The 13,089-nt window shown below is 64.7% G+C and carries 16 protein-coding genes; 7 read left to right on the plus strand and 9 right to left on the minus strand.

Features of this window, described 5'->3' with window-relative positions; genetic code table 11:
* The first annotated feature begins 7 nt into the window (after positions 1 to 7).
* Positions 8 to 655: an HAD family hydrolase gene (locus RAD04_RS25175; RefSeq protein ID WP_461625955.1), complete on the plus strand. Its 648-nt coding sequence runs from the start codon at positions 8 to 10 to the stop codon at positions 653 to 655.
* Positions 656 to 859: 204 nt separating this feature from the next.
* Complete coding sequence (locus tag RAD04_RS25180) at positions 860 to 1,624, plus strand: hypothetical protein (RefSeq protein ID WP_461625909.1); 765 nt, start codon at positions 860 to 862, stop codon at positions 1,622 to 1,624.
* A gap of 48 nt (positions 1,625 to 1,672) precedes the next feature.
* On the opposite strand, the gene RAD04_RS25185 is transcribed toward RAD04_RS25180, so the two are convergent.
* From RAD04_RS25185 to RAD04_RS25210, 6 genes are all read right to left on the minus strand, one after another.
* Complete coding sequence (locus RAD04_RS25185; RefSeq protein ID WP_461625910.1) at positions 1,673 to 2,626, minus strand: YVTN family beta-propeller repeat protein; 954 nt, start codon at positions 2,624 to 2,626, stop codon at positions 1,673 to 1,675.
* 2 nt (positions 2,627 to 2,628) lie between these two features.
* A complete protein-coding gene (locus tag RAD04_RS25190) occupies positions 2,629 to 3,210 on the minus strand; it encodes an SRPBCC family protein (RefSeq protein ID WP_461625911.1) in 582 nt (193 codons plus the stop codon).
* 824 nt (positions 3,211 to 4,034) lie between these two features.
* Positions 4,035 to 4,802 (minus strand): AAA family ATPase, encoded by a 768-nt coding sequence (locus RAD04_RS25195; protein ID WP_461625912.1) that lies wholly within the window; start codon positions 4,800 to 4,802, stop codon positions 4,035 to 4,037.
* A 107-nt stretch (positions 4,803 to 4,909) separates the two neighbouring features.
* Positions 4,910 to 5,770, minus strand: a complete 861-nt coding sequence (locus RAD04_RS25200; protein WP_461625913.1) for a PCC domain-containing protein — start codon at positions 5,768 to 5,770, stop codon at positions 4,910 to 4,912.
* A gap of 9 nt (positions 5,771 to 5,779) precedes the next feature.
* Positions 5,780 to 7,387 (minus strand): acyl-CoA synthetase, encoded by a 1,608-nt coding sequence (locus RAD04_RS25205; RefSeq protein WP_461625914.1) that lies wholly within the window; start codon positions 7,385 to 7,387, stop codon positions 5,780 to 5,782.
* Between the two features lie 105 nt (positions 7,388 to 7,492).
* Positions 7,493 to 7,990 carry a hypothetical protein gene (locus RAD04_RS25210; protein ID WP_461625915.1) on the minus strand — a complete coding sequence of 166 codons (498 nt, stop codon included), beginning with the start codon at positions 7,988 to 7,990 and terminating at the stop codon, positions 7,493 to 7,495.
* 94 nt (positions 7,991 to 8,084) lie between these two features.
* On the opposite strand from RAD04_RS25210, the gene RAD04_RS25215 reads away from it, so the two are divergent.
* Positions 8,085 to 8,444, plus strand: a complete 360-nt coding sequence (locus RAD04_RS25215) for a hypothetical protein (RefSeq protein WP_461625916.1) — start codon at positions 8,085 to 8,087, stop codon at positions 8,442 to 8,444.
* A gap of 84 nt (positions 8,445 to 8,528) precedes the next feature.
* On the plus strand, positions 8,529 to 8,804 hold the full coding sequence (locus tag RAD04_RS25220; RefSeq protein WP_461625917.1) for a GNAT family N-acetyltransferase: 276 nt from the start codon (positions 8,529 to 8,531) through the stop codon (positions 8,802 to 8,804).
* Positions 8,805 to 8,853: 49 nt separating this feature from the next.
* On the opposite strand, the gene RAD04_RS25225 is transcribed toward RAD04_RS25220, so the two are convergent.
* A complete protein-coding gene (locus tag RAD04_RS25225; RefSeq protein WP_028144492.1) occupies positions 8,854 to 9,249 on the minus strand; it encodes an SPW repeat protein in 396 nt (131 codons plus the stop codon).
* 317 nt (positions 9,250 to 9,566) lie between these two features.
* On the opposite strand from RAD04_RS25225, the gene RAD04_RS25230 reads away from it, so the two are divergent.
* Positions 9,567 to 9,842 (plus strand): GNAT family N-acetyltransferase, encoded by a 276-nt coding sequence (locus tag RAD04_RS25230; RefSeq protein ID WP_212249637.1) that lies wholly within the window; start codon positions 9,567 to 9,569, stop codon positions 9,840 to 9,842.
* A gap of 65 nt (positions 9,843 to 9,907) precedes the next feature.
* On the opposite strand, the gene RAD04_RS25235 is transcribed toward RAD04_RS25230, so the two are convergent.
* Positions 9,908 to 10,315, minus strand: a complete 408-nt coding sequence (locus RAD04_RS25235) for a DUF3597 domain-containing protein (RefSeq protein ID WP_461625918.1) — start codon at positions 10,313 to 10,315, stop codon at positions 9,908 to 9,910.
* 333 nt (positions 10,316 to 10,648) lie between these two features.
* Here RAD04_RS25235 and RAD04_RS25240 point away from each other — a divergent pair, with 333 nt between their 5' ends.
* The gene (locus RAD04_RS25240) at positions 10,649 to 11,557 is read left to right on the plus strand and encodes a DUF2189 domain-containing protein (RefSeq protein ID WP_461625919.1); all 909 of its coding nucleotides are present in this window, start codon (positions 10,649 to 10,651) and stop codon (positions 11,555 to 11,557) included.
* Positions 11,558 to 11,687: 130 nt separating this feature from the next.
* Positions 11,688 to 12,512: a lytic murein transglycosylase gene (locus RAD04_RS25245; protein ID WP_091963287.1), complete on the plus strand. Its 825-nt coding sequence runs from the start codon at positions 11,688 to 11,690 to the stop codon at positions 12,510 to 12,512.
* 69 nt (positions 12,513 to 12,581) lie between these two features.
* On the opposite strand, the gene RAD04_RS25250 is transcribed toward RAD04_RS25245, so the two are convergent.
* On the minus strand, positions 12,582 to 12,989 hold the full coding sequence (locus RAD04_RS25250) for a hypothetical protein (RefSeq protein ID WP_461625920.1): 408 nt from the start codon (positions 12,987 to 12,989) through the stop codon (positions 12,582 to 12,584).
* Positions 12,990 to 13,089: the final 100 nt, after the last annotated feature.

Consider the following 13,089-nt stretch of genomic DNA (forward strand, 5'->3'; position numbering starts at 1 on the left):
CAGCTCCATGCCCTACGCCCTCGCCATCTTCGATCTCGACGGCACGCTGGCCGACAGCTTCCCGTGGTTCCTGCGCACCGTCAACGACATCGCCGACCGTTTCGGCTTTCGCCGCGTGCGGGATGAAGACGTCGAGGGGCTGCGGCATGCCTCGACGCGGGAGATCCTCTCCCGGCTCGAGGTGCCGCTTTGGAAGCTGCCGGCGATCGCACGGCATGCGCGGCGGCTGAAGGGAGAGGCTGCAGCTGAGATCCCGCTGTTTGCGGGCGTCGAGACCATGTTGCGGACGCTGGCGGTCAATGGTGTGCAGCTCGCGCTGGTGACGTCCGACAGCGAGGCCAATGCGCGCGAGAAGCTTGGCGAGGCCGCCGCGCTGTTTTCGCATTTCGACTGCTCGGCCTCGCTGTTCGGCAAGCCGGCGAAATTCCGCCGAGTCATACGCCGTGCCGGCGTGGAGCCCGGCCAGGTCATCGCGATCGGCGACGAGGTGCGCGACATCGAGGCGGCACGCGGCGTCGGGATTGCCTGCGGCGCGGTGTGCTGGGGCTATGCGGCACCGGCGGCGCTGCGGGCGCACGGGCCGGACCATATGTTCGAGGGGATGGATGAGATTTCCGAGGCGGTGTGCCGCGATCGGAATCGCAGCGTGGGTTAGCCCTGCGGGTGCGCAAAGCGCAGTCGCGGACGCCGGCGGTTCGATGGCCGACCAAGCAGACAAGACCCAGACAAGACGCACAATCTATGCGTACACCTTACAGCAACAAAATTAGAGATTGATTTTCAGCGAGCACCTGTTCAGATTGTAACTTTATATCTCGCAATCATTTTATGGAGTTTTGGCATGCCCCGAAGCCGAAGCATGTATATTTGGAAGCTCGAACCGGTTCTCGCAGCTGAAGGTGGCGTCAACAAACTCGTCGAGAAAGCGCGCCGTGCCAGGCTCTCGGCGATTTGGGTCAAAGTCGCCGATGGGGCTTCGCCCTACCGCAACGTGACCGGGGCCATGGCGGCCACGATGACCAATCTCGTCACCAAGGCCCATGACAGCAATTTGCAGGTCTGGGGTTGGCAGGTCCCGCATTGTCCAACGACGCAGGCCGCACAGGCCGAAGCGGCGACGTTCAAGAACCTGGCGCAGCAGTTCGAGCTGGACGGCATGATCATGGATGCCGAGGGCGGCGCTGATTTCTTTCACGGCGGCCTCAATGAGGCCAGAGCCTATGGCGTTGCGATGCGGCAGGCAGCCGACACGCTGGAAAAACCTCTGGGAATGTCGAGCAATGACATCCCGCAGAACATCACTGGCTGGCTTCCGAGATTCACCGAGATTGCCCGGCACGCCGATGTCAACTTTCCTCAGACTTACTACGGCTCCAGTCCCAGCGTCGCATCGCGCATCGATCGCGCGGTCACCGGCAATGCGCATCTCACAGCACCCTTCGGTCCCGTCGGCGCCGGCTATGTCGGGGATGGTGGTGGCTGCGCGTCTGCCCAGGCTTGCGCGGAGCGCGCGACCATTTTCATCCAACTCTGCAAGGACCGGGATTATCAGAGCTATTCATTCTGGCACTGGGCCGGTGCACCGATGGCCCTGTGGGAGGTTCTAAACACCACGCCGCCCTAATGCCGTGGCCCGGACGAAGCGAGCGAAATCGGGGGGCGTTCCCGTCCCCTACTCCGTCCTGCGCAAGAACGCCCCGAACGCGCGCGGGCCGTCGCCGGTCTTGATCTCGCCGATCACCTTCAGCTCGGTCGCGTCGATGATGCTTAGCGTGTTGCTCTCCCAGCACGCCACGATGACGCGCTTGCCATCGGCGGTCGCCGCGATGCCTTCGGGATAGTCGCCGACATTGATGCGCTTGATCGGCTTCAGGCTCGCCAGATCGAACACGCTGACGGTGCCGCCATATTGGTCGGTGACGAAGCCGCGGCCTAGCGTCAGCGCCACCGCGTAGGGGCGCATCCCGACCGGCACACGGCCGATCTCGCGCGCTTCTGCAATATCGATCACGGAGACGTCGTCGGAGCCGACATTGGCGGTGTAGGCGCGCTTGCCGTCGGCATCGATGGTGACGCCGAATGGTCGGGTGCCGACCTTGATCGTCGCCTTGCGCTGGCGCGTCGCGGTGTCCACGACCGAGACGCTGTCGTCGTCGCGGTCGGCCGAGAGCAGCAGCTTGCCGTCGGGCGTCACCGCAAGGCCCGACGGCGAGGCGCCGACCGCGATGCTGGCCGTGACGCTGCGCGAGGTCGCATCGATCACCCGCACCGCCGCCGCGTACCAGTCCGCGACATAGACGGTCTTACCATCGGGCGCCACCGCAATGCCGAGCGGCCCGCCGCCGACCTCGATCCGCCCCGTCACCTGCCGCGCGGCCGCGTCCACCACCGCCACCGCCTTGGCATCGGGGCTCGTCACATAAGCAAACCGCCCGTCAGCGCTGACGGCAACGCCCGCCGGCTTGCCGCCGATCGGGATGGTCGCGACGCTGCGCGAAGTGGCGAGATCCACGACCATCAGATCGTCGCTGAGCTGGTTGGTGACGAACGCCTCCTCGGCAGCGGCGCTGCCGAGGCTGGCATGACAAAGGCTGGCGGCGAGCGCCGCCAGAACCAGCATCCGCACGATCAGCTACCGCTCTCGATCTTCTTCTTCAGCGCTTCGAGGCCGGTCTTGTAGAGCCCGCTCACGGCCTTCACCGCGGCCTCGTCGCTCAGCTCCGGCGGCGGATCGTTGTTGGGAAAGCCGCGGTAGAACGCCCCGGCCCATTCCAGCTTGGACTTGCCGTCGGAAGCCGGCGATACCGTCAACGTCGAGGAATAATTGGTCACCGGCAGCACCTTCACGTCGACCTTGGTGATCCGGTACGAATAGCTCAGCATGTCGGGCTCGTATTTGTAGAGCTCCTCATCGACAGTCGCCCCGCCCGTCAGCGTCAGTTGGCGCGTCGCGCCGATCTCGTTGCCCTTCTCGCCGGTGGTCTTGGTGACAGGCGGAAGCCAGCTCATGTCCTGGAAGCTGCGGATCGCGGCCCAGACCTTGTCCTGCGGCGCGTTGATCTCGATGGATTCCCGCACCTTCTGCCGGGTCGGCCCATGCGCCCAGGCCGCCGGTGAAAAAACCGGACCCAAGGTCGCCGTCAAGCCTGCCGCCCCAACCACAGCCAGCGCCGCAGCCATGGCCGTGCGCCGTCCAATCGTCACCCTCATCTCGTTTCCTCATACGTCCAGTTGATCGTGCGCGACTTGGAATGCGCGCTGCGGTCATCCTAGCGCATTTTGGGGCCGAGGGGAGACCGGTTCGTGGCGCCGTTGCGGCGGCGTCCGGCACGACCCACAAAACCTTGCGCGGCCCGCCGGGCAAAACACCCATAGGAGGGTCAACGCCACTTAGCCAAAATAATTCTCTTTATCAGAACTTCGGATTATCGTATAGACGATCATCCCAACCCGGCCGAGGGGCGCATCGCGATCGTCACGACACGCGGGATGGGACGTGGTGGACGCAGGCAGCGTCGGCGCGAAGGTGGTTTGCAGGGCGGGTCACACCGTGAGCAGCGACCTTTGCGCACACGACCGGTGCAGCCTGCGGACGACAAAATCGTGTGGTCCTGGCGCCCGGGGTCTGTGCGCCAAGTGTTGCGGTGATGTTGCGGCCCGACCGGGCGCGCGCATCAGCTATCCGCAAGGCGACGGGGGCAATAGTGCATCGCTCCCCGGGGAGAGCACGACATAAGCCGTAAAACCACTGCGCAGGGAAGGCCGGATGTTTGGCTTCACCTGTATGCCGCTGTGCAGCTTTTTTAAGCACACGCTTTCGCAGTGGACCGCGGGTGCCAGCCGGCACCCGGCCTTCCCTGCGCCCTCGGCACTTTTGAGGGCGGCAACTGAAGCAAAACTCGGGCGGAATGCGCCGCGAGAACGGGAAACCGCGCGAGATCTGGATAGACATGCGAGATGGACACAACTCTCGTGCCCCGGACGCAGCGCTCGCAATGACGTTGGAGAGAGCGCCTATCGATTACTCTCGCGGATCATTCCCCCAGCGTCGCCTCGACGAACCCGTGCGGATCCGAACAAAACTCGCGCATCAACCGGTAGTGATCCGTCTCCTCGACCGTCACCGGCTCCAGCCCGTATTTCCCGAGCCGCAGCAGCCGCGCATTCGGATACGCCATCAGCATCGGCGAATGCGTTGCCATGATCACCTGGCAGATCCGGGAATCCTCCATGCGTCGCAGGAGCTTCAAGAACTCGATCTGGCGCGCCGGCGAAAGTGCCGATTCCGGCTCGTCGAAGATAAAGATGCCCTGGCGCTGACAGCGCTCCTCGAAAAAGCGCACGAAGCCTTCGCCGTGGGAGTGCGACAGGAAATCGGGACCGACCTGGCCGGCATCACGCGCGGCCTTGTCCAGATACCGCGCGACCGAGAAAAAGCTCTCGGCACGGAAGAACCAGCCATTGCTGATCTTCGGCAGCCAGCTCGCGCGAAGCGCCTTGCCGAGTTGGCCGCCCATCTTCTCGCGCGCCTCGGAATGATCGACCGGCATGTAGCCCTTGCCGCCCCCGGCATCGTCGTAGCCGGCGAGCGATGCGATGCCCTCGAGGATCGTCGACTTCCCGGTGCCGTTCTCTCCAACGATAATCGTGATGGCGGCGTCGAAACTGAGCTCGAAATCATCCGGGAAGATGGGCAGGCAAAACGGATAAGCCTCGCGATCGTGAACTTTCGACGGGTCGAGCCAGACCCGCTTCAGATACGGCGCCGGCAGGTTGATCGTGCGATGACCTCGCCGGCTCATAGCCGTCTCTCCGTCCATTCCGCCACCGGCATTCCAAGTCGGAACGCAACGGGAACAATGATGCCACGCAAGTGGCAGGGGCTCCCGGCGCCAGGGCCGGTCGCAGCCTAGTCCAGCGCCTCCAGCACCAGCTCCATCGTCATCAGCACGGGATTGTCGCCGCGGACCAGGCGCCCCTCCGCCAAGCCGCCGGTGTAGTCGATCAGCGCGGCGTCGAGCGCGGCTTCGAGCGCGCCAGAGGGCCCGGGCGCGATCAGCCCGACCCTCACCGCAAGCTCGGTCGCAAACGGCTCGGTTACGCCGCCATCGCTGAAGCGCGCGCCGATGGTCGAGCCGACGCCGCCATGGATCTTCGCGCGCCCGATGCCGTGCGCGCGGCAGAATTCTTCGAGGCAGCCAGCAAAATCCTGGTTGGGCCGCAGTCGCAGCGCGAAGGCGCGGCTCGTGGCGCGCGCGCCGCTGCGCGCGGCCTCCACCGGCCCGAACAGCTTGAAATTGGTCTCGGGATCGGGCTCGGCGGTAAACATCGCGCCATCGAGGCCGAAGGCGTCGACCTCGAACGGTTCGGCGACAACAGTCTCGTCCGGCAGCATGTGGCCACCGCTGGTCTTGCCGCCCGCCTCCGTCCACAGCCCGTGACAATGAAAGAACGGCGCCCCGTCGCGCGTACCGAGCGTCATGGAGCCGAGCCTCGTGCGCGTCACGCCGCCGGGCCGGTAGGTGTCGCTGTAGAACGCCGCGTTCTCGCCGGTCGTCGACAGCGCCGGCATGACATAGGCAAAAGGCCCGAGCGCGCCGTTCCGGAAGTTGAGCGCGCCGCTCGTAAAACCTTCGGCCGCAAAGCCGCGCCGCGCGGCTTCCAGCAGCGGCAGACCTGCCGGAAGCGTGAATGAGAAGGCGCGCCCCCTCGCCTCCACCCATTGAATGCGTTCCGCGATGGGCGCGCCCGGCTGCTTGATACTCCGCATCACCTGCGCTCAGCCCGCCTTCGTCTTGTCGAGATCGAGCAACCCGCGCGCCTCGAGCTCATCACGCACCATGCGCTTCGGCACTTTGCCATAGCCGGATTTCGGCAAGGCCTCCCAGAAGAAGAACCGCTTCGGCATCTTGTAGCGCGGCACCTTCGGCGAGAGGAACGCCGCCATTTCGGCTTCGCTCACCGCCGTCTCGCCCTCGCGCGCCACGCAGACGGCAACGCCGACCTCGCCCCAGGTCGCATCGGGCACGCCGAGCACGGCGACCTCGCCGACCGCGGGATGCGTCAAGATCTTCTCCTCGATCTCGCGCGGATAGATGTTGGAGCCGCCGGAGATGTACATGTCGGAGGCGCGGCCCGTGATGTAGACGAACCCCTCCTCGTCCATGTGGCCGAGGTCGCCGGTGCAAAACCAGCCGTTGCGGAACGCCTTCGCATTGGCATCAGGGTTGTCGTAATAGCCTGCGAGCACCGCAGGTCCGATCACGCAGATCTCGCCGCTCTGGTTGGCCGCGAGCTCGCGGCCCTCGTCGTCCTGGATCGAGACCTGCATGCCGGTGCGCTCAAAGCCGCAGGTGCCGATCTTCGCGTGCGGGCCGTCCTCGGGATCGTGCAGCGCTGCCGGCAGCACGGTGATGTTGCCGGTGACCTCGCCGAGGCCAAAATACTGCACGATGACCTTGCCGAGCTTCTTCAGCGCGGTCTTCTGATCCTCGCGATACATCGGCGCGCCCGCATAGATCACGTGACGCAGCGAGGAATGATCGTATTTGTCGATCGCGGGGTGCTCGACCATCATCTTCAGGATCGTCGGCACCGTGAAGAGATTGGCGACCCGATGAGTCTCGATCAGGCGGAACGCCTCGTTGATGTCGAATTTCTCGGTCGGCAACAAGACGGTGCAGACGCCGCGGGCGGTCTGCACAAGCTGATGCACGCCGGCGCCATGCGACAGCGGCGCCACCACCAGCGAGGCGTCGTCCTCGGTGACGCCGGGCGTCAGATCGGCGAGATGGTTGGTGATCACAAAGCCCATCTGGCCGTGGGTCAGCACCGCGGCCTTGGAGCGGCCGGTGGTGCCCGAGGTGAAGAAGAACCAGCAGGGATCGTCGTGTTCGACAGCGACATTCGCGACATTGGCGCCGGCCTGCGATGCAATGGCATCAGCAACCGAGCGCTCGCCGAACGCGCCCTTGCCGTCAACGCTCCACGTGAACTCCAGCGCACCGCCCTTCACCGCCGCCGCGTGCTCAGGAAAATCGACATGGCAGAGAAACGCCTTGGCGCCGGAGGCCTCTGCGAGATAGGTGACCTCATCCGGCATCAGGCGGAAATTGGTGGGCACCCAGACCGCGCCGAGCCGGAAGGCGGCGAACATCGAGAAGAACATCTCGTCGCCATTCTTGGAATGGACCAGGATTCGGTCGCCCTTGGCAATGCCACGCGCTGCGAGCGCCGCCGCCAGCGCCGAGACCTGCGCGTCGATCTCGCGCCAGCTCCAGGATTTGTCCCCCCAGACGAAACCGGGACGTGCGCCATGCCGCCGGGCATTCTGGGTCAGCATGTAAGCGAGATTCATGACGCGGCGCGACATGCGCAGGGGCTGCATGGGGATTCCTCTTCGAGGGCGGACGGCGCGCTGGCCGCCGGCTCATTGCAGCCCATTTATCGCCATCGCCCGCGCCCCTGCAAGGCCGCCGGATGCACGGCTCCCCTACGGCTGCTTGAACGCAAACGGCGTCGCCGTGATCGCCTTCTGCTTGACGCAGCTCTGCGGGCCAAAGCCGCCGCAGAAGCTGCCATGAAGATCGAAGCGGACGGTGCGCGCAGCGCCGCGCTTCATCGGCGGGGCCATGATCTTGTAGCGGAGGACATAGCCGTCAAACACCGGACGAACGTTGCCGTCCGGCAGCGTCACCAGGATGTTGATGACGCAGCCGCCAGTTCCGCAATAGGTCGTCTCGCGATCGCCGCATTTGGTGTCCTGGAAATCGACGATGTAGTCGTCGCGGCCGTCACCGGTCAGGTCGATCTTGCGCACCGTATCGGGCGCGAAGGTCACCTCGCCACCGTCCTGGCTGGTGCACTCCTCGTTGGCGTAGCGCAGCGCCTTCTGCACGCCGGGCGGATAGTCGGAGGGATTGAACGGCTTTGCGTCCTCGGCGCGCGCGGCGGAGGCGAACAGAGCGAGCAGAAACATCAAATAGCGCATGCGCGTTTGTCGCCGGCGCGGCCGCAATCGTTCAGGGAATTTTAAACATGATCGGCGCACCCTCGCTCAGTTTTCGCGTACAGAGTGCCGCATCATGGTCAAAGCGCCCGCCTTCCTCCTGTTGTCGCTGGCGCTCGCCGGATGTGCCGTGGCGCCACAGGCGCATCTGGCCTCCGATCCCGCGTTCAATCCTGCACGTTATGCCTGGGATGGCGCGGGCGCGGACCCCAATCGGCCGCGGGCAGCCGCGCAGCCAGCACGGACCGCGGCCCGATCCGAGCGGAATGGCTCGCAAGCCGGACTTCAGCCCCATTCGAAGGAGTGGTTGCAAGCGCAGGACGGCAGCGAGGCCGAGCAGGATGCCAGGGTCAACCGCTCCCTGGTCATCTGCCAGGGGTGCCTGCGCCCGCCGCAGCAGCCCGAAGATTCCAGGCTCGCCAAAGCGGCCGATTGAACCGAACGACCTCAGCTACTGAACCATGCGACCTGACCGCGCGTTACCGCTTCGCGCGAGGATCGCAATTGGAGGTGCGACGACATGAGCGATGTCATCGACAACAAGGACCATCACTGCTTCGAGCTTGAGGTCGAGGGCCATGTTGCGACCGAGCATTACAAGCTCGATGGCAACATCATCACGTTCGAGCATACGGACGTGCCGAAGGAGCTCGGCGGCAAGGGCGTCGGCTCGAAGCTGGTGCAAGGCGCTCTCGACCAGGTCCGCGCCGCCGGATTGAAGCTGATCCCGCAATGCCCGTTCGTGAAGGCATGGATCGAAAAGCATCCGGACTATTCCGACCTCGTGGCGAGGTGAGAGCACAGGCCCGCCGCCCGTAGCCAGCGGGCCTGCCGACCTCTACGGCCTACCGTCCGTGCTTGAGCATGTCCTGATCATTCAGATCCCAGTCCTGCCACAGCTGAAGGATGCCCAGCAGCACCACCGCCGCGCCGAGGCTCGTGTGGTAGATGCGGAGAAAGCCGTCAGCGGAATAGCCGAGGGCGTAAGGCGAGGCGATGAGCCACAGTCCGACGAGGATCGTCGTCACCTCTTGCCAGCGCTGCAAGGCGACATATTCGAGCTGGCTGATGCCAAATACGACCAAGCCGATTGCGACCGTATTCAGGATCGCCGTCGGGTGCCCGGCAATCGCGGGATCCTGGATGGGAAACCACGGCGAAGCCACGATGAGCGCGCCGAGCAGCATCCCGCACCAGTCTTCCCATGTTCGATGAGTATTCAAGAAACCAAAGTCCGACATCGTAACCTCCTGCAAAGAGGCATACGTCTGCGGCTGGCAATCATGACACTCCGAATGTCTAGCGACCCTGCCGGCCGCATTCGGGCGTATGTCCTTGAGAGGACGTGGGAGCCGCCGTGGAACTTGCAAGAGTGTCGCCGGTAATTATTGGAGCCGGCGTGGTGTTCACCAAGGATGGTTTCTCATACTGCGCTGCAGCTACAGGCACGCGCGTTTGCAGATATCTGCCGCGCGGCAAGCTCCCGTGGCCGCGCCTTGCCAAGGACGGGGACGGGCTCCTAGATCAACGCGTCAGACGCACGTCGGAAGGATCTTGCATGGTGGCATCGGTACGGGACAACAAGGACAGGAGCCGCTTCGAACTCGATGTCGGCAACGAGGTCGCCTTCGCCAATTACCGGCTGACCCCGACGGCGGTCATCATCACCCACACCGAGACGCCCCGCGCGCTGCGCGGCCGCGGCATCGCCTCCGAGCTGATCAAGGGCGCGCTCGATTTGATCCGGCGCGACGGCCGCAAGGTGATCGCCGGCTGCGGCTTCGTGGTCGACTATCTCGACAGGCATCCGGAGGACGCGGATCTGGTCGCTTGAAAGCAAAGGGGCCCGCGCGACCGCGGGCCCCTACGACACGACCGGCATTCGGTCAGTGCTTGCGGTCAGTGCTTGATCTCAGGCGGCAGCTTGCCGCCATTGGCGGCGAGCTTGGACATCACCTGCTTGTGCAGCCAGACGTTCATGCTGGCCGAGTCATTCATGTCGCCGCTATAGCCGAGCTCCTTGGCGAGATCCTTGCGCGCAGCGAGGCTGGAATCGATGTCGAGCGCCTTCATGAGGTCGACGATCGAGGTACGCCATTCCAGCTTCTCGCCCTTGTGCGCGGCCACCGCCTTGTCGACGATCGCCGCCACATCGACCGCGGCCATCGGCGCGGAAGCCGGTGCGGAAGCCGGCGCACCCGGCGCGGCCCCTGCAGGCGCACTGCCCGGCGCTGCGCCACCGGCGGGCGCGGCAGAAGCCGGCTGGCCGCCGAAGATCGCGCTCATGATTTTCCCGAAAATGCTCATGTCTGCTCCCCGAAAAGGATCCGTTGGAAGGGCCTTGAGTGGCACTTATAGACCAAGTTACTGCGTAGCGCCCGCGAAGTTCTGCGAACCACCAGGCAGCATCAGCTTATCTGCGGCGAAATGACGGCCGAATGACATCATCGAGGTTGCGATGCGGCATCGAATTTCACCCAAGCGTGAGGGACAGGACTCGGAAATGGGCGTACGCTTGCAGTTCAGCTCGCGACGCCATCCGGAATTCGCGTCTGGTCGGAATCGCGAAACTCAGAATGGCGGCCGCTCGCGCCGTTTGCCGGCGCCGAATTCGGCCGCTCGGCAAGGGAGCTAGCGACCATGGCCACACTCTACCAGGGCAATGTCCCAACGATGGCCCAGCCCACTGATGCGGCTGGACCGGTGATCCGAACCATCCAGCTGTCCGATCTGCACGATGCGCTCAGGCGCGGCTGGGAAGATTTCAAGGCCGTGCCGAGCCACGCCATCATCCTCTGCGTGACCTACCCGGTGCTCGGTCTCGTGCTCGCCCGCGTGGTGATGGGCTATTCGGTGCTGCCACTGCTGTTTCCGCTCGCCGCCGGCTTCGCGCTGATCGGCCCCTTCGCGGCGCTCGGTCTCTACGAGCTTTCCAGCCGGCGCGAACGCTATGAGGAAGCCAGCGCGTGGGATGCGATGGAGGTGCTGCGTTCGCCCTCGTTCGGAGCGATGCTCGGCCTCGGTACGTTGCTGCTCGCGCTGTTCGTGACCTGGGTTGCGACCGCGCAGGCGATTTATGTTGCGGCGTTCGGCTATGAGGGCGTCACCGGAATCTCGGACTTCATGACGCGCGTGCTGACGACGCAGCAGGGCTGGTGGCTGATCGTGGTCGGCTGCGGCGTCGGTTTCCTGTTCGCGCTCGCCGCGCTCTGCATCAGCGCCGTATCGTTCCCCTTGATGCTGGATCGCCATGCCGGCGCGTTCGAGGCGATGAGCACCTCGCTGCGCGTGGTCGCGAGGAACCCGGTGCCGATGGCGGCCTGGGGCCTGATCGTGGCGGTGCTGCTCGCGCTCGGCACCATTCCAGCCTTCGTCGGCCTCGCCGTGGTGATCCCCCTGCTCGGCCATGCCACCTGGCATCTTTACCGCAAGGTGATCGTCTCGGAGCCCGGTGCACGTCCGGTGCCGCCCCCGCCGCATCGTCCGCGCAAGCCGGCTGCCGACTTCCCGGCCAACCTCTTCCCCTGGCGCAACAGGACGGACGCCTGACGATATCGTGACATGCGATCCTGCCCTGGTTCGGGCAGGATCGCGGCCTGTCGCACGCCTTGCTTTGGCCGCGGTTCCGATCGAGATTGCGCGCCCCGGTCAGATCGCTTCACGGAATTCATTATCTCGAATGACCTCGACGATTTCTCGTCTCGCTCTCGCAGCCTTCGCCCTCTCCGCGTCAATCCTGTCCGCCCAGCCAGCGTTCGCCGCGGTTGCCTGCGGCTCGGGCAATTTCGATGCCTGGCTTGCGGACTTCAAGACCGACGCTGCGGCCAAGGGCATCTCACAACAGGCCATTGCATCGGGTCTCGCCGGGGTGACGCTGGATCAGAGCGTGCTCAACCGCGACCGCTCGCAAAAGGTCTTCGCCCAGACCTTCGAGGAATTTTCCGGCCGCATGGTGCCGCCGCGCCTGGAGCGTGGCTCCAACAGGATGAAGCAGTACGGCTCGGTGCTGTCGCGGATCGAGCAGACCTATGGCGTTCCCGGTGAGGTCCTGGTCGCGATCTGGGGTCTGGAGACCGATTTCGGTGTCAACACCGGCAAGTTCGCCACGATCCGGTCGCTCGCATCACTGGCCTATGACTGCCGGCGCGCGGAGCAGTTCCGCGCCGAGCTGCTCGACGCACTGCGCATCGTCCAGCGCGGCGACCTCGCGCCAGCCGAGATGAAGGGCGCCTGGGCCGGCGAGCTCGGCCAGACCCAGTTCATGCCGTCGTCCTGGATGAAATACGCCGTCGATTTCGACGGCAACGGCAAGCGCGACCTCCTGCACAACGCGCCCGACGTGCTCGCCTCCACCGCCAATTATCTCGCCGGCTATGGCTGGCAGAAGGGCAAGGATTGGCAGCCGGGCAGTCCGAATTTCGCGGTGCTGCAGCAGTGGAACAAGAGCGAGGTCTATTCCAAGACTGTCGCCTATTTCGCCACCCAGCTGGCGCGCGCCCCTTAAGTGGGTCGCCCAAACGCGTAGGGCCGATCGCCCGGCGACCGGCCCTCTCTGGTGCGTCTACCTACCCATTTACTTGCCCATGGTGGCGTGCATCGCTTTGTTCAGATGCGCGCCGCACGCACCCATTTTGCCGTTGAGTAGCGAATCCTGCGCAGCCGCGATCTCCTTTTGCGCCACGAACTTGCTGTCACCGTCGGCCATGTTCTCGATCGCGGTCTCCGTCTTCTCCAGGTTGGCCGAGCTACAACCGCCCGCGGCGTGCTTGGCGGCCTGGGCCGGCGCGACGGCGAACGCGACGGCGGCAATTGCGATAACCCCGAGTAACTTCGTCATGATGTTACTTCCTTCTCTTGTTCTTGAAGCAGGACCAGCGACATTGCCGGATTCTGCGACATGACTTTCCCCCGGACGCGGCAACTTGCCGCAATAAATTCCCCGCGAGAATTGCGTGATGTTGCGCGCCACGCAGAGCCGCATGCGAAATTTCTGATTTTCATTACATCCCAGTAATCATCGCCACACGCTCGGCGTGTGTGCGCTGCGCTATCGTGGGTGCGAATGGGCCGTTCCGCTGCAT

Source organism: Bradyrhizobium sp. 25ACV (genome assembly GCF_054863005.1).